Below are 23,567 nucleotides of genomic sequence, written 5' to 3' on the forward strand. Positions count from 1 at the left end.
AGGTTGCGGGAGTATAAAATATGAAACTCAATGAACTGAGTGATTGCAAAGGCGCAACAAGAAATCGTAAACGTGTTGGGCGCGGTATCGGTTCGGGTACTGGTAAAACTGGTGGCCGAGGTGTAAAAGGACAAAGATCACGTTCTGGTGTTTCGCTTAATGGTTTTGAAGGTGGGCAAATGCCTATCTATCGTCGTTTGCCGAAGCGTGGGTTTAAGAATTTTTTTGCCAAGACCTATAATGAAATTTCACTGGGACGTATCCAGTTGGCAGTTGATGCAGGTAAGTTAGACATTGAAAAACCCGTTGATATTATTGCACTGAAAGAGGCTGCTATCATTCGTCGTGTGAAAGATGGTGTCCGCATTCTTTCTGATGGTGAATTGAAAGCGAAGATTACGTTTCATGTTTCTTATGCTTCTGAAGCTGCTCGTATTAAGATTGAAAAAGCTGGTGGTCAGGTTATTTTTCCTGAAGTTGTTCGGTGATTTTATTTTGATATGAATGATGATCTGCGGGGGCGGGTGTTTTTCGTTCCGAGATATCTTTTGTGGAGAATTATTTAAGTTTTGCATTTATTTATGTATGACGATATAAATTTAAAAAATTATACTTCTGTCATTTAAAGAACTGGAGTGTGGACTGGAGACGTTTTATGGCATCAGCGGCAGAGCAATTTGCTTCCAATATAAACTTCGGTACTTTTTCTCGTGCAACCGAATTAAAAAAACGCATTTGGTTTACTCTAGCAGCACTTATTGTGTATCGTTTTGGTACTTATATTTCTCTTCCTGGTATTAATATAGATGCTTTACGGCAAACATTTGAGCATCATGCCTCTGGTGTTTTCGGATTATTTAATATGTTTGCTGGAGGTGCTGTTGGACGCATGGCGATTTTTGCACTAGGCATTATGCCTTATATATCGGCGTCGATTATTGTGCAGTTGCTAACTTCAATTATTCCTTCATTAGAAACTCTCAAAAAAGAGGGTGAGCTTGGGCGTAAAGTTATTAATCAGTATACCCGTTACGTAACGGTAGTGCTGGCGATTTTACAAGCGTTTGGTATCGCTGTTGCACTTGAAAGCGGTATAGGGACCGGGCTTCAAATCGTTGTAGAGCCAGGTTTTATGTTCCGTGTTTCTTCTGTTATTACGCTTGTTGGTGGAACAATGTTTCTCATGTGGCTTGGTGAGCAAATTACGTCACGTGGTGTTGGTAATGGTGTTTCACTTATTATTTTCACAGGTATTGTTGCTAATCTTCCTTCTACTTTTGCTCAATTGTTGACGGCTCATAGTCAGGCTGATTTATCAACTTTTTTGTTAATAACAATTGTTCTTATTGCGGTTTCTGTTATCGCAATTATTGTTTTTGTAGAACGTGCGCAACGGCGAATCCTTATCCAGTATCCGAAACGCCAAGTGGGCAACCAGATGTTTCAAGGTGATATGTCGCATCTTCCTTTGAAGTTGAATACTGCTGGTGTCATTCCACCAATTTTTGCTTCATCCTTGTTATTATTGCCTGCGACTGTTAATAATTTTTCTGACAAAATGCCCCAATGGGTCCAAGCTGTTTCTTATTCTCTTGGTCACGGACAGCCGCTTTATATGATTATTTATGCACTTTTGATGGCGTTTTTTTGTTTTTTTTATACGGCTATTGTGTTTAATCCAAGCGATACAGCAGATCAATTAAAGAAGCATTCTGGCTTTATTCCAGGGATTCGCCCAGGTGAGCGTACAGCTGAGTATATTGATTATGTTTTGACGCGTATTACTGTTGTGGGTGCAATCTATATTATTTTGGTTTGTTTGTTACCTGAGTTTATGATATCTACGCTACAGGTTCCTTTTTATCTTGGGGGAACCTCCTTATTGATTGTTGTTACTGTTACACTTGATACGGTTGCGCAAATTCAGGGGCATCTTGTCGCGCACCAATATGAAGGGTTGATTAAAAAATCAAAACTTCGTGGAGGTAGAAGGAAACGATGAGAATTGTTCTTTTAGGTCCTCCTGGAGCTGGAAAAGGCACACAAGCTAAGATGTTGACACAGGAGTATCGTATCCCGCAGTTATCAACAGGTGATATGTTGCGTGAGGCTATTAGCAGAGAAACGGAAGTTGGAAGAAAAGCTAAAGCTATTATGAATGCTGGTGCTTTAGTCTCTGATAGCATTGTTAATCAAATTGTATCAGATCGGATTGACGAAAGTGATTGTGTAAACGGTTTTGTCTTGGATGGGTATCCCCGTACTGTGGGGCAGGCAGAGGTTTTAGAACAGACTTTGCAGTCGAAAAATATGTGCCTTGATGCTGTTATTGAGCTGGTTGTTGATGAGGATTCTTTGATTGAACGAATGAAAAAGCGCGTTCAGGAAACAATAGCCACCGGTGATCAGGTCCGTTCGGATGATAATGCTGTTGCTTTTGCAAAACGATTAGTGGAATATCGTGAGAAAACAGTGCCTCTATCAGAATTTTATTCTGAAAGGGGATTATTGAAGAGAATTGATGGAATGATTGGTGTTGCTGAGGTGTCACGCATGATTAGAGAGTTTCTTAAATAAGGATTTTTTTAGAAATAAAATGAAAAGAGTTGACTTTTGCAATGAAATCTATCAAAAAGTGCTTTAATTTATTTCAGTAAAATGATGAGATTCGGAGAATATTTGTGCCGGATCAGTTTTTCTGTAAGGTACATCAGGTATTTTATGGCTAATTGTCAACATAACCAAGGAGAATAGGCGTGGCTCGTATTGCTGGCGTCAATATCCCGACGAATAAGCGTGTAGTTATCGCGCTTCAGTACATCCACGGGATTGGACCGAAATTTGCTCAAGAAATTACTAAAAAAGTTGGTATTCCAGTCGGGTGTCGTGTGCATGAACTTTCCGATGCGGAGGTGTTGCAGATCCGTGAGGCGATAGATCAAGGTTATCAAGTTGAAGGAGATCTTCGTCGTGAGGTTGCGATGAATGTTAAGCGTTTGATGGATCTTGGTTGCTATCGTGGATTGCGTCATCGCCGTTCTTTACCTGTTCGTGGGCAGCGTACGCATACAAATGCACGTACGCGTAAAGGTCCGGCTAAGGCAATTGCCGGTAAGAAAAAATAATAGTCTCTTAAAGAGGATTTTATTTTTTAAAACATTTTGTTTCTTATTGAAGTTTTTCGATAAGAATAAAGTTGGTGGAGCTGCTGGTGTTACGGCAGTAAGGATATCGTTGAAAGGAAAACCATGGCCAAGGAAGCCACACGTGTTCGTCGTCGCGAGCGCAAAAATATTTCATCCGGTGTTGTGCATATCAATTCGACATTTAACAATACAATGATTACCATTACTGATGCTCAGGGAAATGCAATTGCATGGTCATCTGCTGGTGCTCAGGGGTTTAAAGGTTCACGTAAATCTACGCCTTTTGCAGCTCAGGTTGCTGCAGAAGATTGTGCTAGAAAAGCGCAGGAACACGGTATGCGTTCATTAGAAGTTGAGGTTTGTGGTCCTGGAGCGGGTCGTGAGTCGGCTCTGCGTGCATTGCAGTCTGTTGGTTTTGTTATTACTTCTATTCGTGATGTGACACCAATCCCTCATAATGGATGTCGTCCGCGGAAAAGGCGGCGTGTTTAATTGGGTGTTGTTTTTCGTTGTCGGAGGCTTCTCTGATGTTCACATTGTCCGTTACGATTGAATGGTAGCGGAACTAAAGAACGGGAATAAAAAATATGATCCAGAAAAACTGGCAGGAACTCATTAAACCCAATAAGGTTGAGTTTTGTACACATGATAATCCAAACATTTCAAGCATGATTGCAGAGCCTCTTGAGCGTGGTTTTGGCTTGACGTTAGGCAATGCGCTTCGTCGTGTATTGTTATCATCGCTTCGTGGGGCTGCAATTACTGCTGTGCAGATTGACGGTGTCTTACATGAGTTTTCATCAATTCCAGGTGTTCGTGAGGATGTTACGGATATTATTTTGAATATTAAAGAAATTGCACTTCGTATGCAAGAAGAGGGGCCTAAACGTGTTGTCGTTTGTAAAGAGGGCCCTGGTGTTGTGAGAGCTGGAGATATCAATACCGTTGGAGATATGGAAATTCTGAATCCGGATCATATTATCTGCACTCTTGATGAAGGTGCTGAGATTCGTATGGAATTTATTGTCAATACAGGGAAGGGGTATGTTCCATCTGATCGCAATTGTGTTGATGATGGGCGCATAGGTCTTATTCCCGTTGACAGTCTTTATTCACCAATTCGTAAAGTCTCTTATAAAGTAGAGAATACGCGCGAAGGTCAAGTTCTGGATTATGATAAATTAACGCTAACGATTGAAACGAATGGTGCTGTTAATGGAGAGGATGCTGTTGCCTTTGCAGCGCGTATTCTTCAGGATCAATTATCGTTGTTTGTTAATTTTGAGGAGCCACAGAAGGAAGTTGTTGAAGAAGCTGATTCGGAGCTTACTTTTAATCCTGCGCTTCTCAAGAAGGTAGACGAGTTAGAGCTTTCAGTTCGTTCGGCAAATTGTCTTAAAAATGATAATATTGTCTATATTGGTGATCTTATTCAAAAAACAGAATCTGAAATGCTTAGGACACCGAACTTTGGGCGGAAGTCGTTAAATGAAATTAAGGAAGTTTTGGCGTGTATGGGATTGCATCTTGGCATGGAGATTCCTGCATGGCCACCTGAGAACATTGATGATCTTGCTAAACGCTATGAAGATCAGTATTGAAATTAGAATTTAAGGAGAAGGCTCATGCGTCATAGTAAGTCAGGCCGCAAGTTAAACCGGACTGCCAGTCACCGTAAAGCGATGTTTGCGAATATGGCGGTTTCGCTGATCGAGCATGAGCAGATTGTGACAACGCTTCCAAAGGCTAAGGAGATTCGTCCTATCGTTGAAAAGTTGGTTACTCTTGGTAAGCGTGGAGGTTTGCATGCGCGTCGACAAGCAATTGCAGCACTTCGTGACGTGGGAAAGGTTGCAAAGTTATTTGATACACTTGCGCCGCGTTATGCATCGCGCAACGGTGGATATTTGCGCATTATGAAAGCAGGGTTTCGTACCGGTGATAATGCTCCCATGGCTGTTATAGAGTTTGTTGATCGTGATGTAGATGCGAAGGGGGCTATAGATCATGCGCGTACGGAAAATGCTGTAAATGAAAAGGAAGCCTCGTCATAAGGTATTTTTTTTCTGTTGGATTTTAAAAAGCCGCCTTTCTAGGGCGGTTTTTTTATTAACATTTCATAGTCAGTTTTATTCTCAAGAGATAAATATAGAGGGGAGGTACAAAATATTGAATTATTTGATTTTTATAATATTTATTTTTCAAATAGGTTGTTTTTGTTCTCATTATAAATATTAATGGGAATTCTGGACTTATGAAAGATGAGAGAGTTTCTTATCCTATTAATGTTAAAAGAGTGGGTTAGTTTTTTTTAAGGAGCGAATAATGCGGCATTCTTTTTGGGCGGGGCTTTTTTTTGCAATTATAGCACAGATATCGTTTCATTGCGCATATGCTCAAATTCCGCAAACACAAAAAGAAATCACTCTTTCATTTGCTCCTTTAGTTAAAAAGACTATTCCGTCTGTTGTAAATATTTATGCCGCACGGCAAATTAGAGCGCGTTCACCTTTTGAAGGTGATCCATTTTTTGAACAATTTTTTGGTCGTTTTCAAAATAACCGACCTTTACGTAAGCAATCGTCATTGGGGTCTGGAGTGATTGTTGATGCGCGTGGTTTGATCGTTACTAATTACCACGTTATTAAGGATGCAAATGAAATTAAAGTTGCTCTTTCTGACGGGCGGGAGTTTGCGAGTAAAGTTATGCTTAAAGATGAGGCAACGGATATTGCTGTGCTTGAAATTGATGCGCAGGGTGCGCAATTTCCTATTCTTCCTTTAGGAGATTCTGATACAGTTGAAGTTGGTGATCTTGTTCTTGCAATTGGTAATCCTTTTGGTGTTGGTCAAACAGTTACAAGTGGTATTGTTTCTGCGCAAGCGCGTACACGTGTTGGTATTTCTGATTTTGACTTTTTTATTCAAACAGATGCTGCCATTAATCCAGGGAATTCTGGTGGAGCTTTAATTGATATGAAAGGACAATTAATCGGGATTAATACAGCTATTTATTCGCGCTCAGGTGGTTCTGTAGGGATTGGTTTTGCCATTCCGGCAAATCTTGTAAGAGTGATGCTGGATACTGTTAAACGTGGTGGGAAGTATTTTGTACCACCTTATATTGGTGCATCTTTCCAAAATGTTACACCTGACATTGCTGGTGGGTTAGGTTTAGAACGTCCCTATGGTGCTCTTGTCATAGAAGTTAATAAAGATAGTCCTGCTGAAAAAGCTGGTTTAAAAGTAGGCGATGTTATTTTGAGTGTGCAAGGGATACGAATTGACAGTCCAGATGGTCTTGGATATCGTTTGATGACAGCTGGCATTGGGGACAGTCTTGTTTTAGAATGTTTACGAAATGGAAAAATTTTCAAGACAAAATTATCCATTTCAGTAATACCGGAATCTGCATTTTCAAAATCTGAAAAAATTATTGATGAAAGTCCTCTTTCTGGTGCTGAGGTTTTGGATTTAACACCACAAAATAGTCGTCGTTTTCATCTTTCTACATCTGCGAAAGGTGTTGTAATTACTAATCTTGATGAAATGAGCATTGCTGCGGGGATTTTTCGCCCTGGAGATATCTTACGTGTTGTTAATGGCCATAAAATTCAAACAGTAAGTCAGTTAAAAAAGATTCTTATGCAAGGTCGCTCAAATATGTGGAAATTGGAGTATGAACGTGATGGTATGTATATTCGTCAGTTTATTCGCTGAGGTTTTTTTTGAATAAAGATTTTTTTACTTCGTCGTTTGATTTTCAAGCTTATAAAAATCGGCCGCTTGCAGAAAGAATGCGTCCTCGCTTTCTCAAGGATGTAATGGGACAAGATCACTTAGTTGGAGAGGAGGGCGTGCTTTCGCGAATGATAGCAGCTGGCTCCATTGGTTCGATGATTTTCTGGGGTCCTCCAGGAACAGGGAAAACAACAATTGCGCGCTTGTTAGCGCTGGAAACAAATTTCGCTTTTGAGCAAGTTTCTGCTATTTTTACTGGAGTTGCTGAACTTAAAAAGATTTTTGAAGGTGCTCGGATTCGTTTTCTCTCTGGGTATCAAACGCTTTTGTTTGTCGATGAAATTCATCGGTTTAATCGTGCTCAGCAGGATAGTTTTCTCCCTGTCATGGAGGATGGTACTGTAATTCTTATTGGTGCAACGACAGAAAATCCTTCCTTTGAACTTAATGCTGCTCTTCTTTCTCGTGCGCGTGTTTTGACGTTTCTTCAACATGATAATGAAAGTTTGGGCATGCTTTTAAAACGCGCTGAAGAAGTAGAAGGAAAACTTCTTCCTTTAGATGATGAGGCTAGAGATGTTTTGATAGGGATGTCTGATGGTGATGCACGGGCTGCGTTAACATTGGCAGAGGAAGTTTGGTGTGTTGCGCGACCAGGAGAGATCTTTGATGCTGTAGCTTTGCAAAAAATCATTCAGCGTCGTGCTCCAATTTATGATAAAGGGCGAGATGGTCACTATAACCTCATTTCAGCATTGCATAAATCCGTTCGTGGATCTGATCCTGATGCTGCTCTTTATTATTTAGCACGTATGTTTGATGCAGGGGAAGATCCTCTTTATATTGGGCGAAGATTGGTTCGTATGGCTGTTGAAGATATCGGTTTGGCAGATCCGCAAGCTCTTGTTATTTGTAATGCTGCAAAAGATGCTTATGATTATTTAGGGTCACCTGAGGGAGAATTGGCTTTGGCGCAAGCGTGTCTTTATGTTGCGACTGCACCAAAATCCAATGCAACATATCTCGCCTATAAGGCAGCTATGCATTGTGCACGCAAAAATGGTTCTTTGCCTCCCCCTCAGCATATCCTTAATGCGCCTACAAAATTTATGAAGGAAGAAGGATATGGGCATGGTTATCGTTATGACCATGATGAACCAGATGCTTTTTCAGGACAAGAATACTTTCCTGAAAAGCTTGGGCGCCAGATTTATTATCAACCACGAGAACGTGGTTTTGAGCGTGAAATTGCCAAGCGTCTTGAATGGTGGAAGCAACTGCGCAAAAAACGAGGTAATCAAAAATAAAATTTTAGTGGAAAAAAGACTTTTTATTGCTCTTGAACTGATTTTATATCAATTATATGGTTTTAATTTCATTAAATAATCGAACTGCTTTAAAAGCTTATTATTTATAAAGTGGAAAGTTTTCTTTTTATCTAACCAAAAATTCATATACGCTGAAAATTCAATTTTAAAAAATATTAGTCTATCTGTCCTTCATGGGCTGCTTTGTAATTATGGTTTTAGTTGTATGTGGTGTACTATGGTTTTGATTGATGATGAGTCTTTCGGTCCTCAAGAGCGGGGGATTTGTTAAGAGCATATGATCTCTTAATTATTTAGAAGGAATTATCAGAAGGGCTATGTAGAAGCATTGTATTGAAATTTAAATTATTTCTTATTTAGAGGAAAGCTATAAATATATCCAGTTTTTTTCCTTTATAGGAGGGTATTTTATTGAAGTGTATTAGTGTCGTTAGATAAAGAAGAAACTTTTACTCATGTTTATGAGATGTTGTAGACATAATATCGTGATAGAAATAGTCTGTGAAAATCTAAACTCAAGGCTTTAGTTAAGTTAAAAGAACAGTGTACACTAGGTATTGGGTTATTATGAATCGGTCAAGGATATAATCGTGGATAAAACAAAAGCTCTCGATGCTGCTCTCTCACAAATTGAACGTTCTTTTGGTAAAGGCTCAATTATGCGTCTTGGGCAAAAAGAGCAGGTTGTTGAAATTGAAACAATCCCAACTGGTTCGTTATCCTTGGATATTGCTTTAGGTGTTGGTGGATTACCGAAGGGGCGTATTGTTGAGATTTATGGACCAGAAAGTTCTGGAAAGACAACATTAGCTCTTCATGCTATTGCTGAAGCACAGAAAAGTGGTGGGATCTGCGCTTTTATAGATGCAGAGCATGCTCTTGATCCTATTTATGCACGTAAGCTTGGTGTTGATTTAGAAAACTTGTTCATTTCTCAACCGGATACTGGTGAACAGGCTTTGGAAATTACAGAGACACTTGTTCGTTCTGGTGCAGTGGATGTGCTCGTTGTTGATTCGGTAGCAGCTTTGACGCCGCGTGCGGAAATTGACGGTGAAATGGGTGATGCTTTGCCCGGATTGCAAGCGCGGTTGATGAGCAAAGCTTTGCGAAAACTAACAGCATCAATTTTCCGCTCTAATTGTATGGTAATCTTTATTAACCAAATTCGCATGAAAATTGGTGTGATGTTTGGTTCTCCTGAAACCACGACAGGTGGAAATGCTTTAAAGTTTTATGCTTCTGTTCGTTTGGATATTCGTCGTATTGGATCCATTAAAGATCGGGATGCAATCGTTGGTAATCAGACGCGTGTTAAAGTGGTGAAGAATAAATTGGCACCTCCATTCAAACAGGTTGAGTTTGACATTATTTATGGTGAAGGCATTTCCAAATTAGGTGAGTTGATTGATTTGGGTGTCAAAGTTGGCATTGTGGAAAAATCTGGCGCGTGGTTTTCTTATAATTCTCAACGATTAGGACAGGGACGTGAAAATGCAAAGCAGTTTTTACGTGAACATGCAGAAATAGCTGCGGAAATTGAGACAGCTTTGCGCCAAAATGCTGGTTTGATTGCAATTGAATTATTAGAAAATGCAGGGTCAGAAAATACAGAAAGCGATGAAGCAATTTGATGGAGTGCAATTTCTTCATTTAGTTTTTTCTGTTTTTATTTGTTAGAGTTTTAAAATATAAGATCACTTATTTCTCAACTTTTTTGACAAAACATTTTACTTTCTGATTAAATTGACTCTACGCGTGGCAAAGGGGATATTTAATGAGGAGGAGTGCTTTTATGATTTTGTGCTGTACTTTGCAGGTGTCAATATGAATAGTGTTAAGAATATCCGGTCAACTTTCCTCGATTATTTTCATCTTAATGGGCATACAGTTCTTTCTTCTAGTCCACTTGTTCCGCGTAATGATCCCACACTCATGTTTACAAATGCAGGAATGGTACAGTTTAAAAATGTTTTTACTGGAATGGAACAGCGTTCTTATAAGCAGGCAACAACTGCACAAAAATGTGTTCGCGCGGGTGGAAAGCATAATGATCTTGACAATGTTGGCTATACGGCACGCCATCATACCTTTTTTGAAATGCTGGGTAATTTTTCTTTCGGTGATTATTTCAAAGAAGAAGCAATTTTTTTATCGTGGAATCTTTTAACAAAGGAATTTTGCCTTCCAAAAGATAAATTGTTGGTGACAGTTTATCATAGCGATGATGTTGCTGCTGAACTTTGGCGTAAAATTTCAGGTCTTCCGGATGAAAAAATTGTCCGTATTGCGACGGCTGATAATTTTTGGGCGATGGGGGATACAGGGCCTTGCGGTCCTTGTTCCGAAATTTTTTATGATCATGGTGATAAAATCTGGGGAGGACCACCTGGAAGTAGGGAAGAAGATGGTGATCGCTTTATTGAGATTTGGAATCTTGTCTTCATGCAGTATGAGCAGGTGAGTAAGGAAGAGCGTGTTGAATTGCCACACCCTTCTATTGATACCGGTATGGGATTAGAGCGTATTGCTGCTGTTTTACAGGGCGTTCATGATAATTATGACATTGATCTTTTTCGTGCATTGATTGGTGCATCACAAGAGATAACAGGAATTGAAGCAACTGGTGATTTTGTTGCGAGTCATCGTGTGATTGCTGATCATCTTCGTTCATCGGCATTTTTGATTGCTGATGGTGTTCTTCCTTCTAATGAAGGTCGAGGATATGTTTTACGCCGTATTATGCGTCGTGCTATGCGTCATGCGCATCTTCTTGGTGCTAAAGAGCCATTGATGTGGCGTCTTTTGCCTGCTTTAATCCGTGAAATGGGACAAGCTTATCCTGAATTGGTGCGTGCTGAATCTTTGATTGCAGAAATTTTGAAGTTGGAAGAAATGCGTTTTCGTAAAACTCTTGAACGTGGGCTTGCTTTGTTGAATGAAGCAAGTACCAATCTCAAAGAAGGGGATTGTTTTAATGGAGAAGTCGCTTTCAAACTTTATGATACCTATGGTTTTCCGCTTGATCTGACGCAAGATGTGTTGCGACGCCGAGGAGTATCTGTTGATGTTGATGCTTTTGATAAAGCGATGGAATATCAGAAAGCAGAAGCGCGTGCCAATTGGTCTGGTTCTGGGGAAGCTGTAACAGAGGCGATTTGGTTTTCTGTTCGTGATAAAGTGGGGGCCACAGAATTTTTGGGTTATGAAACAGAAAAAGCCGAAGGTATTATTACAGCCATTGTATATGATGGTAAAATTGTTGATCATATTTCTTCAGGACAGAAAGCCATTCTTGTTGTAAATCAGACGCCTTTTTATGGTGAATCTGGTGGGCAGATTGGTGATAGCGGTATCATTTCTGGTGAAAGTTTTATTTTTGAAGTGCATGATACCCAAAGAAAGGGTGATGGTGTTTTTATTCATATTGGAGAGGTGAAATCTGGTCAGGTAAAGATATCTGATTGTGTAGAACTAACGGTTGATGCTGTCCGTCGTAAAAAAATACGTGCGAACCATTCTGCTACTCATTTATTACACGAAGCTTTGCGTCAAGTTTTGGGATCTCACGTTACACAGAAGGGTTCTCTTGTATCACCGGATCGGTTACGTTTTGATTTTTCTCATCCCAAAACCGTTTCTTCAGAAGAACTGAAAAAAATAGAAGATTTAGCAAATGATATTGTTTTACAAAACAGTAAGGTAACAACGCGCCTTATGCTTGTGGATGATGCAATTTCTGAAGGAGCGATGGCGCTATTTGGTGAAAAATATGGCGATGAAGTGCGCGTTGTCTCTATGGGAAATCAGGTTGAACCAGAAGGAATAAAAAAGAGTTGGTCAATTGAGCTTTGTGGGGGAACGCATGTTGAGAGAACAGGGGATATTGGTCTGATTCATATTGTTTCTGAGAGTTCTGTAGCAGCTGGAGTTCGTCGTATTGAAGCTTTGACAGGTGTCGCTGCACGCCTTTATCTTAGTCGTCAAGATGAGCGGATCCATGGAATTGCTGATCTTTTAAAAACTTCTTCTTTTGGTGTGGAAGAGCGTGTTCGGATTTTACTTGATGATCGTCGTAAACTTGAGAAATTGTTGAATGATGCACGCAAAAAAATGGTGCTCAGTGGTGGTGCGATAAAGAGTGGTCAAGAAGATATTACCGTCATTAATGGTATTTCTTTTATGGGGCGTGTTGTTGGGAATATTTCACCACGGGATCTTAAGGCATTAGTGGACGCTGGAAAGAAGAAAATTGGTTCTGGAGTCGTTGCTTTCATTGGTGTTTCAGAGGATGGTAAGGGAAGTGCTGTTGTTGGTGTTACGAATGATTTGACTGATAAGTTGAATGCTGTTGATTTGGTGCGTATTATTTCAGGTATTCTTGGTAGTCAAGGGGGTGGTGGTCGTCCTGATATGGCGCAGGCTGGTGGGCCTAAAGGAGCTAAAGCTGATGAAGCTCTTATAGCCTTAAAAGCTTCTCTTGAAGGATAGTTTTATATGTCATTTTTCTTGCTGAAGGCTTCTTCAATTATTTTAAGGAGATGAGGGATTGCAGTTGAAGCCATAGCCTTTTAAATGAGTATTTATTCTATGATGCAAGTGCTTCATGCAATGGGATCACGTTTTGATCTTCTGTTCTTGCCGCTTGTTGATCAATTGTTAAACCCCCGGTTTTTAATAGTTTATAGAAGCGTCCGCCTTTATCGATCAGTTCTTGAAAGCTTCCTTTTTCAATGAGGTGACCATGTTCCAAAAATAGCACAAGATCAGCATGGCGAACTGTTGAAAGGCGATGCGCTATAATAAAAGTGGTACGGTTGTGACTTATACAATCAAGAGCATCTTTAACGCGTGCTTCTGTTTCAACATCAAGAGCACTGGTTGCTTCATCTAGAATGAGAATGGGTGCATTTTTTAAAACAGCACGTGCAATTGCTAATCGCTGTTTTTCCCCGCCTGATAAATGAGAACCTCGCTCACCTACTAAGGTATTGTAGCGATCGTTTTTTTTCAGAATAAAATCATGGGCAGCTGCTATTTTTGCTGCTTCATATAGTTCTTCATCCGTTGCGGTTGCTCTCCCGATCAAAATATTATCATGAATACTACGGTTGAAAAGTCCTGCATCTTGAAAGACTGTTGCTAGAGATTTGCGTAAGGATTCACGATTAATGGAGCGTATATTTACTCCGTCAATGGAGATGTATCCAAATGTCGGCTCATACACGCGCTGCAACAAATTAATTAGTGTTGTCTTTCCAGCACCTGTTGGTCCTACAATCGCAACAGTTTGTCCTGTTTTCACTTTAAATGAAATGTCGAAAATACCTTGAGAAGAATTCGGAAAATTATAAGTAACATTGTGGAATTCTATTGCACCCTTAACATTTTGGAGAGAAGGAAGATTTTTAGGTTCATTTATATGAAAGGTTGAGTCTTCCATTGCGAAGAATTCTTGTAGTTTTGCTTGTGAGGATACGGTTAAGTTAATAAAACCACTAATTTGATCAAGACGATTAATCATTAATTGTGCAAATCCGACAAAAGCAACAACTTCACCTACACGTAATTGGCCTTTTGCTACAAAGAAAGCCCCAAGAAGAAGGACACAAACTATTGAAATAGTTGAGGCCATTCGGTTTAAGCCGCTCGCAAGAGCCCACCAATTGAGAACAGGGTTTTGTGCTTTAAGAAGGTCGTTTGTATGCTGATACAATATGGAGGTTTCTTCCTTTATTCGGTTATAGCTTTGTACAATGAAAACGTTAGAGATTGAATCACTTACATGTTTAAAAAGGTTATGATGATAGCATTCTACAGCAGCTTGTCCGTCTTTTGTTTTTCGCATTACTAAACGCGCAATCAATACATAGATGATGGCAAGAACAACCAAGACTGTTGAAAGACGCCAATTCATGTTAAAAGCTATGGGTATGAGAACGAATAATGCCACAAGAGTCGAAAGATGTTGACGCATAAAATCAAGCCATATAGCTGACATGGTGTCTATTGCGCGCAAGAGTGTATGAAGAGCATTAGAAGTTCCACGCTGTTGGTGCCAAATTAAGGGCATAGCAATGATACGCTCAAAGGATTCGGTTAAAACAGTTAAACGGCGTCTGTGTGTTAAGCGGTCAGCACTGCGGGCAACGAGGACATAAGCAATAATATTAGAAAGTCCAAAACATACCCAAATCGTGAGGGTAGGAATAATATCTGATCCCTCTGTAATGGCATCAATGACGCGTCCAAACAAAATAGGCTCTGCAATGGTGATAACAGCCAATATAACATTAGCGGTACAGATTAAAAGAGATGTATTTTTTTCTCTGTTTAGATAGGTTAAGACACGCGCATAGGTTTTGAATAAAGACACAGATAATATCTCCAATAGCTATAGCAAGCATAAAGGTTATCGATACTTGTAATTGCTAGATTTTAAACTAATAAAATTTAAACGGTAAGAAAATGCAATTTTGGATACTGGTTGTAATGTGATGTGATGTGATAAAGCCAATTATCTATAGGATATGGATTTTTGTTTTTTTAAGATGGGGCGCAAAAGCTGACAAGTGAAATTGTATGGCAAGGGAAATGTCATGGTAGGCATAGAAATAAAAAAGGTTGAGACAGACGAAAGCGGAATGCGCTTAGATCGCTGGTTTAAAGTGCATTATCCAGGACTTGGGTTTGGATATTTACAAAAATTGCTGCGTTCTGGCCAGATACGTGTTGACGGTGGGCGTGTTAAAGCCGATACGCGTCTTCTTATAGGGCAATCTGTTCGCGTGCCGCCTTTGCCTATTCATGATAAGGAGAGTCTTCCTCTAACGAATAAAACACTGCGTGCACAGGATGATGGAGTCATTTTAAAAAAAATGTTGCTCTATGAAGACCCAAAGGTTTTTGTTTTTAACAAACCAGCTGGTTTAGCTGTACAGGGGGGGTCTGGTGTGACACGCCATGTTGATGGTATGCTTGAGGTGTGGCGCAATAAGAAAGGCGAAAGACCGCGTTTGGTTCATCGTCTTGATCGTGAGACATCAGGTGTGCTCATTGTTGCGCGGTCAAGGGGGGCTGCGCAGGCTTTGACAGCTGCTTTTAGAGCACGGGAAACAAAAAAGACTTATTGGGCATTAGTTCGAGGAGTGCCTAGAAAAAAACAAGATAAAATTTCAACATGGATGGTCAAGGAAATCACTGCGCAGGGTGATAAGATGCGCGTTTGTGAACATGGAGAGCCAGATTCTCATCATGCCATTTCTTATTACCGTGTTTTAGATACTCGAGGGCGGGCTCTTTCGTGGCTTGAAATGGAACCTTATACTGGCAGAACGCATCAGCTACGTGTACATGCCGCTTATGTGGATCATCCTATTATCGGCGATTCAAAATATTTTTTTTCTGATAGTAATTGGGAATTACCGGGGGGAATTCAAAACCGACTTCACCTTCATGCACGTCGTATTCGTATACCTCATCCTTCAGGAGGGCTCTTGGATATTGTCGCACCTTTACCTCCTCATATGGTACAAAGTTTTAATCTTTTGGCTTTTAATGAAATTGATGGAGATACAGAATAATGAAAAAAATTTCGTAGTTTATTCTATTGGATTATATGCGAGAATACGCCTCATTGAGGGTTTAACTTTTAACACAGATGATAAGTCTGGTTTGTGTGAATGGAATTGGTGTCTTTTAGGATTATTACGCTGTATCTATTTTGAAAGTTTGTGTAGATTTTTCGCAAGAAAAAACAGTAGATTTATTGAAAATAGTATAGGTAGAACGATATGCGTGAGATTTTAAATTATTTTGATATGCCATTGGATAAAAATGATTTTGCTCATAAAACGCAAAGGCTTTCATGTCAGTCGCATCCTAAACGGTTTTATAAAGAAGTGAGAGTTACGTGTGAGGAAAGTGGCTTTTCTATATTATTAGATGGATATCCAGTTAAAACGCCGGCAAGGCGTCCTTTTCTCGTGCCAAAAGAAGCGTGTGCTGCATTAGTAGCACAGGAATTTGAGAGTCAGAAAGAGGTTATTAATCCAGTAAAAATGCCGATTACGCGTCTCGTTAACACTGTTATTGATGGTGTAGCTGACGATATGCAGGTTATTTTTGAAGATTTATTGCGTTTTGTTACATGCGATATGATTTTTTATCGTGCACAAACACCGAAAGAACTCGTGCAACGACAATGTGAACAATGGGATCCATTACTTGATTGGGCAGAAGAAAAACTTGGTTCACGTTTTCATTTGGCAGAAGGTGTTATGCATATTGAACAACCACGCGAGGCTATTCAAGCAGTGAGCAATTATTTGCGCAAAGTACAGTCTCCTTATATGCTTGCCGCACTTCATGCAATGACAACTTTAACGGGGTCAGCTCTCATTGCTCTCGCTGTTGCTGCAGGAAAAATAAATTCGGATCATGCTTGGGATATTGCGCATTTAGATGAAAATTGGATGATGGAACAATGGGGAACTGATGAAGAAGCAATGGCGTGCCGAGCTCGTAAAAAGGCTGAATTTAATGCTGCCGCTACAATCATTATGACTTTTTTGTCGTAATAAATAACAATTAAATTAATAACTTATTTTAAGAGAAAGGGGTATTCTTATTATTGATGCATTTATGTCTTTTGATCATTATCTCTAAATTTTTGTAGTTTTTTATTGTGTCTAGAGCAAATTTTTTTGCGATCAGTACTTTTTAGTAAAGTCAAAATTTTCTGTTTGTGCATGCATGTTCACTTGCCAAATCACAGTATTTATACGATTTTGGGGATTGATTTTTATTTTTTAAACTCTACGAAATTCTTCACCGGTTATGTTTAAGACTACTTCATATTACCGCGAATAAAATATCATTGATGGTTGTAAAAAAGAGCTACAATCTCGGTTTGAATAGAGTACTTTTTCCAGAATTTGTAATGGTTATAAATTCCCTAGGTAAAAATAGGGGAGGTATCATTATCAGGTTTTCTTCCGCGTTTTTTCTTTTGATTGATTTGGATAGTTTCAATCTTACAATTTTTTGCCAACTGTTTTATTTGGCTTTTCATAATTTGTTGGAATTTTGATTTACTGAGTTTTTTGGGGGGGCAGGCAGGCTATCGATGCGATAATTGAGGGAAGGGATAGCATTTAAAATGGCATCTGCATCGGTATCTTGAGACACTTTACTGTAAGCAGATGCGGCTTTTTTTAAGGGGTGTACGTTTTTTAAACTGGTGACTGTATAGATTTAAACTGTTGATATGATAAAGGAAAGGCATAAAAGAGAGGGAAGAAGAGACGAATTCCCAGCTTTAGAAAGCTTATTGTTTTGGATATAGTCAATTAAATTCATAAAGAAAAAGCACATTTGCAAATATGCTCCTTGTGCTTTTCTGGAATAAGAACACCACACAAGAATGGAGATTTTAATCTCCATTTCTAAATTGAAAAGAATAGCTTATTCTTTAAACAGAATAGTACATATCAAATTCGATGGGATGTGGGGTTGTTTCATAGCGTAAAACTTCTTGCATTTTTAATTCAATGAAAGAATTAATTTGATCGTCATCAAAAACATCTCCAGCTTTAAGAAAGCTACGATCTTTATCAAGTGCTTCAAGAGCTTCACGCAGACTTCCTGAAACTGTAGGGATTTCTTTGAGCTCTTTTGGGGGTAGATCATAAAGATCTTTATCCATAGCCTGTCCAGGATGAATTTTATTTTTGATGCCATCAAGACCAGCCATTAAGAGTGCTGCAAATGCCAAATACGGATTTGCTGTTGGATCTGGAAAACGAACTTCTACGCGTTTTGAATTTGGTGAAGAACTTGTTGGAATACGACAAGAGGCAGAGCGATTGCGTGCAGAATAAGCAAGCAAAACAGGAGCCTCATAGCCAGGAACCAAACGCTTATAGGAATTAGTAGATGGATTGGTGAAGGCATTGATTGCTTTTGCGTGCTTAATAATACCACCAATAAAGAAGAGACAGGTCTCTGATAGTCCGGCATATTCATTTCCAGCAAAGATTGGTTTGCCCTCTTTCCAGATGGATATGTGCACATGCATACCTGAGCCGTTATCACCAAAAACCGGTTTGGGCATGAACGTTGCTGTTTTTCCGTAGCTGTTTGCTATTTGATGGACAACATATTTAAAAATTTGCATTTTATCGGCTTCGCGAACAAGAGTATCAAAACGAATGCCCAGTTCATGTTGTGCAGCTGCCACTTCGTGATGGTGTTTCTCAACTTGGACGCCCATATCCTTTAGTGCTGTGAGCATTTCAGAGCGCATGTCTTGACAGGAATCAACTGGAGGAACTGGAAAATAACCGCCCTTCATTCGAGGACGGTGACCGAGATTGCCGCTCTCATATTCAGTGTCATCGTTTGATGGAAGTTCACTTGAATCGAGTTTAAATCCTGTGTTGTAAGGATCGGTCTTATAGCGTACGTCATCAAAGATAAAAAACTCTGCTTCCGGACCTACATTGATTGTATCTCCAACTCCTAAAGACTTCATATAGACTTCAGCTCTTTTGGCGATAGAACGAGGATCTCTATGATAAAATTCTCCAGAAACAGGATCAAGAACGTCACAAAATATGACCAAAGTAGATTGCGCGAAAAAAGGATCAATATGGGCTGTTTCTGGATCTGGCATCAATGCCATGTCAGATTCATTAATTGTTTTCCATCCGCAAATTGAAGAACCATCAAACATAACGCCATCACTGAATGTATCTTCATTGATTGCTGCAATATCCATTGTGACGTGATGCAATTTTCCTCGTGGGTCGGTAAAGCGCAAATCGACAAAACGTACGTCATTGTCTGCAATCTGTTTGAGAATATCTGATGCGGTTGTCATATTGAATTTCCTTATTGGACTGAGGTGGATAGAAAAGGTGAAAAATTTTGTGGGTATTAAAGAGCATCGATACCAGATTCGCTAGTACCGATATGAATAGCTTCATCGATAGAGGAAACAAATATTTTTCCATCTCCCATATGTTTTGTTTGAGCTGCCTTACGTATTGTGTCAACGACTTCTTCTGATTTTTCATCAGCAACAACAATTTCAATTTTTACTTTGGGTAGAAAATCAACAACATATTGAGCACCGCGATAAAGTTCTGTATGTCCTTTTTGACGGCCAAAACCCTTTGCTTCTGTTACGGTAAGACCATGTAATCCAATTTTTTGAAGCGCTTCTTTCACTTCATCAAGTTTGAAAGGTTTTATAATGGCTTCAATTTTTTTCATACTGAAATTATCTCCAACGTTATTTTGTCTTTTTAGACTGCACCATATTATATTGACAACCATGATATGTGCCAACAGATACTTTCTAAACGGAAAAGTCAAAAATTATGTACTTCGTTTGTTCTTTTTTGAAAAGATTCTCTTGGCGTATAGACATGGAATGGTATTGTTTTATGGGGAAAAGGATGCAAGGCTTGTAAAGTGTTAAAATGATACAATAGGAGATCTTTGGCTTTCTTTTTTCTTATTATGCCATAAACACATATTTGTATTTTGTAATTTGAGGATTCTTTTAAGAATCAGAATTATATAAAGGTCGACGTAGTAAAATTTCTTTCAGAAATTTTCCGGTGTAGGAAGTGGGGATATTGATGATATCTTCAGGCCGCCCAACTGCAACGATTTCACCACCACCATCTCCGCCTTCTGGTCCTAAGTCGATAATCCAGTCAGCTGTCTTTATGACTTCAAGATTATGCTCAATAACTGTGACTGTGTTGCCTTGTTCAACGAGTTCATGGAGCACTTCAAGAAGTTTAGAGATATCGTGAAAATGAAGCCCCGTTGTTGGTTCATCCAAAATATAGAGTGTACGACCTGTTGTTTTGCGTGAAAGTTCTTTTGCAAGTTTTACACGTTGGGCTTCCCCTCCAGAAAGCGTCGTAGCTTGCTGTCCTACTTTGATATAGCCAAGGCCAACTTTGATGAGGGTCTTCATTTTATTGTGAACAGAGGGAACAGCTCGGAAGAATTCCTCTGCTTTTTCGATTGTCATATCGAGGACATCGGCTATGGATTTGCCTTTGAATTTTACTTCTAGTGTTTCTCGATTATAACGTTTTCCTTGGCATACATCGCAGGTAACATAGACATCAGGCAAAAAGTGCATTTCAATTTTGATAACTCCATCACCTTGGCACGCTTCGCAGCGACCTCCCTTAACATTAAATGAAAAACGCCCTGCATGATAACCGCGGGCTTTTGATTCTGGAAGTTCGGCAAACCACTCACGAATTGGGGTAAAGGCACCCGTATAGGTTGCTGGATTCGAGCGTGGTGTTCGTCCAATAGGTGATTGATTTATATCAATAACTTTATCGAGAAATTCTAGTCCTTCAATTTTGTCGTAGCTTGCTGGATTGTGATGACTTCCCATGATATGGCGTGATGCAGCTTTGAAAAGAGTTTCAATGAGGAATGTTGATTTTCCTCCTCCTGAAACGCCAGTTATACACGTGAAGGTTCCAAGAGGGATATTAGCGCTAATATTTTTAAGATTATTGCTCCGAGCACCAATTACTTTGAGTGTTTTTGATTTTGATATTTTGCGTCGTTGAGGAGGAATAGCCACAGCCATTTTTCCTGAAAGGTATTGGCCTGTGAGTGAGGATGGATTTTCTATAATTTCTTGTGGTGTGCCTTGCGCTATGACTTTGCCACCATGAACGCCTGCGGCTGGACCAATATCAACGACATGGTCTGCACTAAGAATGGCATCTTCATCATGTTCAACAACAATAACTGTATTGCCAAGATCACGTAGATGACGGAGCATTTCCAAGAGACGTTCATTATCGCGTTGGTGTAAACCAATAGATGGTTCATCCAGAATATAAAGGACTCCTGTAAGACCAGAGCCAATCTGAGATGCTAATCGAATACGTTGACTTTCTCCACCTGAAAGTGTGCCGGAACTTCGAGATAGGGTAAGATATTCAAGTCCTACATGGTTTAAAAAAGTGAGGCGTTCACGAATTTCTTTTAAAATACGCACTGCTATATTTTGCTGTTTTTCAGTCAGATATTGATGAATGTTAGCAAACCAATCATATGCTTTTGAGATGGAAAGTTCTGATATTTGTCCAATATGCATTCCGTGGATTTTGACAGCGAGTGCTTCTGGTTTTAAACGATAGCCATGACAGGCTGGACAAGGGGAAGAAGACATATAACGCTCAATTTCTTCACGTGACAAAGCAGAATCGGTTTCTTTCCAGCGTCGCTCCATATTGGGGATAATGCCTTCAAAGTATTGAGATGTTGTATGCACGCCTGAATCATTTTTATAGATAAAAGAGATTTCTTTTCCTTTTGTACCATAGAGAATAGCATATCGCGCTTCATTCGAGAGTGTGCACCATTTATCCGTGAGTTTAAATCCGTAACTTTTGCCCAATGCCTCTAAGGTTTGGCTATAGTAGGGCGAAGATGATTTAGCCCAAGGGGCAATTGCTCCAGCCTCTAAGGTAAGATTTTCATTTGGTACGATTCTTGTAGGGTCGATTGCCTTTTTGTTACCAAGTCCGTCACAAACAGGGCAAGCGCCAAAAGGATTATTGAATGAAAAGAGCCGTGGTTCAATTTCAGGGATAGAAAATCCAGAGATGGGGCAAGAAAATTTTTCTGAAAAAATAAGTCGTTTGTGCGTTTCATTTTTTGATTTATTGGCAGATTCCTTTGTTGTCTCTTTTGGTGCCAAAGGCTGGTCTGCCATTTCAGCAATTGCAAGACCGTTTGCTAGCTTTAAACAGGTTTCTATACTATCCGCTAGGCGAGAAGCAATGTCATTGTGAACAACAATACGGTCCACTACTACATCTATGTCATGTTTATATTTTTTATCAAGAGGAGGAATATCAGGAATTTCATAGAATTTTCCATCAATTTTAGCACGCTGAAATCCTTTTTTTAAAAGTTCCGCCAACTCTTTTTTATATTCTCCCTTTCGTCCTCGCACTAAAGGCGCCATAATATAAACCCGTGTACCTTCTGGTAAGGACATAATTTGATCAACCATTTGGCTTACCGTTTGGCTTTCTATAGGGAGTCCCGTAGCAGGAGAGTGAGGAATGCCAATACGTGCAAAGAGGAGGCGCATATAGTCGTAGATTTCGGTAACAGTTCCTACCGTTGAACGAGGGTTGCGGCTGGTTGTTTTTTGTTCAATAGAGATAGCTGGAGAAAGACCATCTATTCGATCGACATCTGGTTTTTGCATTACTTCTAGAAATTGTCGTGCATAAGCAGAAAGGCTTTCAACATAGCGGCGTTGACCTTCGGCGTAAATTGTATCAAAAGCTAAGGATGATTTACCTGATCCAGAAAGCCCTGTTATGACAATCAGTTTGTCACGAGGGAGATCTAAATCAATGTTTTTAAGGTTATGTTCACGTGCGCCGCGAATGGAGATGTATTTCTGATGGGTCATGTCTATCCTTGGCATATGTGACAAAAATTGAACACTTCAAAGTGAAATAAAACTGTTTCTTTGGAATTACAATGTGTTTAATTGCTTTAACGCGGAAAGAGACAGCAAGTTCTGTGGAAAGAGAGAAAAGAGAGCAGCTTTTTATTTTCAGTGATGGAATAAACTATACGTTGTTGTCATCTTTTGTTATAATTACCCTGTTTATGATTTTGGAGTTTATGCGATGGCTGGTAGCCTTAATAAAGTTATTTTGATTGGTAATCTTGGTGCTGATCCTGAAATTCGCCGTTTGAATTCTGGTGATCAAGTGGCAAATCTCCGTATTGCTACTTCAGAAAGTTGGCGCGATCGCAATACAAATGAGCGTAAAGAGCGTACAGAGTGGCATAGTATCGTTATTTTTAACGAAAATCTTATCAAAATTGTAGAACAATATTTAAAAAAAGGGAGAAAAATTTACATTGAAGGTCAATTGCAGACGCGCAAATGGCAAGATCAAAATGGTAATGACCGTTATACAACAGAGGTTGTTTTGCAAAAATACCGTGGTGAATTGCAAATCCTTGATGGACGAGGAGCGGATGGTGGAGAACACATGCAAGGAGCTAATCAGTCGAGCGGAAGTTATGGCAGTGGTGATTTTGGGGCTAGTAGCTCAAATCAGAGAGATGTTTTTAGTCAGAACAACAATCAATCGAGAGAAAGCTTTTCGCACAAATTAGATGATGATGTTCCTTTTTGATGATTTCTAAGGTGGTATTATCATTTTTCTTTATACCTTTTTGATTGTTTGTTTGAGATCTTAAAAGTTTAGGAAAGGTGGTTCTATTATTTTATCCGTGATTTTTAACACAAATAAGTAACATG

The 23,567-nt window shown here is 39.4% G+C and carries 18 protein-coding genes; 14 read left to right on the forward strand and 4 right to left on the reverse strand.

The window, feature by feature from the left end; translation table 11 throughout:
- The first annotated feature begins 20 nt into the window (after nucleotides 1-20).
- From rplO to alaS, 11 genes are all read left to right on the forward strand, one after another.
- Complete coding sequence (gene rplO, locus QHG54_RS00695) at nucleotides 21-488, forward strand: 50S ribosomal protein L15 (protein WP_406604250.1); 468 nt, start codon at nucleotides 21-23, stop codon at nucleotides 486-488.
- Nucleotides 489-655: 167 nt separating this feature from the next.
- On the forward strand, nucleotides 656-2,002 hold the full coding sequence (gene secY, locus QHG54_RS00700; RefSeq protein WP_406604521.1) for a preprotein translocase subunit SecY: 1,347 nt from the start codon (nucleotides 656-658) through the stop codon (nucleotides 2,000-2,002).
- Nucleotides 1,999-2,577, forward strand: coding sequence for an adenylate kinase (locus QHG54_RS00705; protein ID WP_406604251.1), 579 nt, complete (start codon nucleotides 1,999-2,001; stop codon nucleotides 2,575-2,577). Before secY ends, QHG54_RS00705 begins: the two co-directional genes overlap by 4 nt.
- 179 nt (nucleotides 2,578-2,756) lie before the next feature.
- Nucleotides 2,757-3,125 (forward strand): 30S ribosomal protein S13, encoded by a 369-nt coding sequence (rpsM, locus tag QHG54_RS00710; protein WP_317993408.1) that lies wholly within the window; start codon nucleotides 2,757-2,759, stop codon nucleotides 3,123-3,125.
- A 123-nt stretch (nucleotides 3,126-3,248) separates the two neighbouring features.
- Entirely contained in the window at nucleotides 3,249-3,638 is a 390-nt protein-coding gene (gene rpsK / locus QHG54_RS00715) for a 30S ribosomal protein S11 (RefSeq protein ID WP_317993407.1), read from the forward strand.
- A gap of 95 nt (nucleotides 3,639-3,733) precedes the next feature.
- Entirely contained in the window at nucleotides 3,734-4,747 is a 1,014-nt protein-coding gene (locus tag QHG54_RS00720) for a DNA-directed RNA polymerase subunit alpha (RefSeq protein WP_406604252.1), read from the forward strand.
- Between the two features lie 24 nt (nucleotides 4,748-4,771).
- A complete protein-coding gene (gene rplQ, locus QHG54_RS00725) occupies nucleotides 4,772-5,200 on the forward strand; it encodes a 50S ribosomal protein L17 (protein WP_317993405.1) in 429 nt (142 codons plus the stop codon).
- A 271-nt stretch (nucleotides 5,201-5,471) separates the two neighbouring features.
- A complete protein-coding gene (locus QHG54_RS00730) occupies nucleotides 5,472-6,866 on the forward strand; it encodes a DegQ family serine endoprotease (RefSeq protein ID WP_406604253.1) in 1,395 nt (464 codons plus the stop codon).
- Between the two features lie 8 nt (nucleotides 6,867-6,874).
- Nucleotides 6,875-8,194, forward strand: a complete 1,320-nt coding sequence (locus QHG54_RS00735) for a replication-associated recombination protein A (RefSeq protein ID WP_406604254.1) — start codon at nucleotides 6,875-6,877, stop codon at nucleotides 8,192-8,194.
- Between the two features lie 611 nt (nucleotides 8,195-8,805).
- Nucleotides 8,806-9,849: a recombinase RecA gene (gene recA, locus QHG54_RS00740; protein WP_317993402.1), complete on the forward strand. Its 1,044-nt coding sequence runs from the start codon at nucleotides 8,806-8,808 to the stop codon at nucleotides 9,847-9,849.
- 193 nt (nucleotides 9,850-10,042) lie between these two features.
- Nucleotides 10,043-12,706, forward strand: a complete 2,664-nt coding sequence (alaS, locus tag QHG54_RS00745; protein WP_317993401.1) for an alanine--tRNA ligase — start codon at nucleotides 10,043-10,045, stop codon at nucleotides 12,704-12,706.
- 97 nt (nucleotides 12,707-12,803) lie between these two features.
- Here the strand turns inward: alaS and QHG54_RS00750 are convergent, their stop codons facing one another.
- On the reverse strand, nucleotides 12,804-14,591 hold the full coding sequence (locus QHG54_RS00750; protein WP_317993400.1) for a glucan ABC transporter ATP-binding protein/ permease: 1,788 nt from the start codon (nucleotides 14,589-14,591) through the stop codon (nucleotides 12,804-12,806).
- Nucleotides 14,592-14,814: 223 nt separating this feature from the next.
- On the opposite strand from QHG54_RS00750, the gene QHG54_RS00755 reads away from it, so the two are divergent.
- Nucleotides 14,815-15,798 carry an RluA family pseudouridine synthase gene (locus tag QHG54_RS00755; RefSeq protein WP_317993399.1) on the forward strand — a complete coding sequence of 328 codons (984 nt, stop codon included), beginning with the start codon at nucleotides 14,815-14,817 and terminating at the stop codon, nucleotides 15,796-15,798.
- A 210-nt stretch (nucleotides 15,799-16,008) separates the two neighbouring features.
- Nucleotides 16,009-16,794 (forward strand): ATP12 family chaperone protein, encoded by a 786-nt coding sequence (locus QHG54_RS00760; RefSeq protein ID WP_406604255.1) that lies wholly within the window; start codon nucleotides 16,009-16,011, stop codon nucleotides 16,792-16,794.
- Nucleotides 16,795-17,687: 893 nt separating this feature from the next.
- Here QHG54_RS00760 and glnA read toward each other — a convergent pair.
- The 3 genes from glnA to uvrA form a co-directional block, all read right to left on the reverse strand.
- Nucleotides 17,688-19,097, reverse strand: coding sequence for a type I glutamate--ammonia ligase (gene glnA / locus QHG54_RS00765; protein WP_317993397.1), 1,410 nt, complete (start codon nucleotides 19,095-19,097; stop codon nucleotides 17,688-17,690).
- Nucleotides 19,098-19,153: 56 nt separating this feature from the next.
- Nucleotides 19,154-19,492, reverse strand: coding sequence for a P-II family nitrogen regulator (locus QHG54_RS00770; RefSeq protein WP_317993396.1), 339 nt, complete (start codon nucleotides 19,490-19,492; stop codon nucleotides 19,154-19,156).
- 292 nt (nucleotides 19,493-19,784) lie between these two features.
- A complete protein-coding gene (gene uvrA, locus QHG54_RS00775) occupies nucleotides 19,785-22,700 on the reverse strand; it encodes an excinuclease ABC subunit UvrA (protein WP_406604256.1) in 2,916 nt (971 codons plus the stop codon).
- Between the two features lie 223 nt (nucleotides 22,701-22,923).
- Between uvrA and ssb the strand changes: the two genes are divergently transcribed.
- A complete protein-coding gene (gene ssb, locus QHG54_RS00780; RefSeq protein WP_317993394.1) occupies nucleotides 22,924-23,442 on the forward strand; it encodes a single-stranded DNA-binding protein in 519 nt (172 codons plus the stop codon).
- Nucleotides 23,443-23,567: the final 125 nt, after the last annotated feature.

Origin of the sequence: Bartonella gliris (assembly GCF_045277155.1) — a bacterium.
Classification (GTDB): domain Bacteria; phylum Pseudomonadota; class Alphaproteobacteria; order Rhizobiales; family Rhizobiaceae; genus Bartonella; species Bartonella gliris.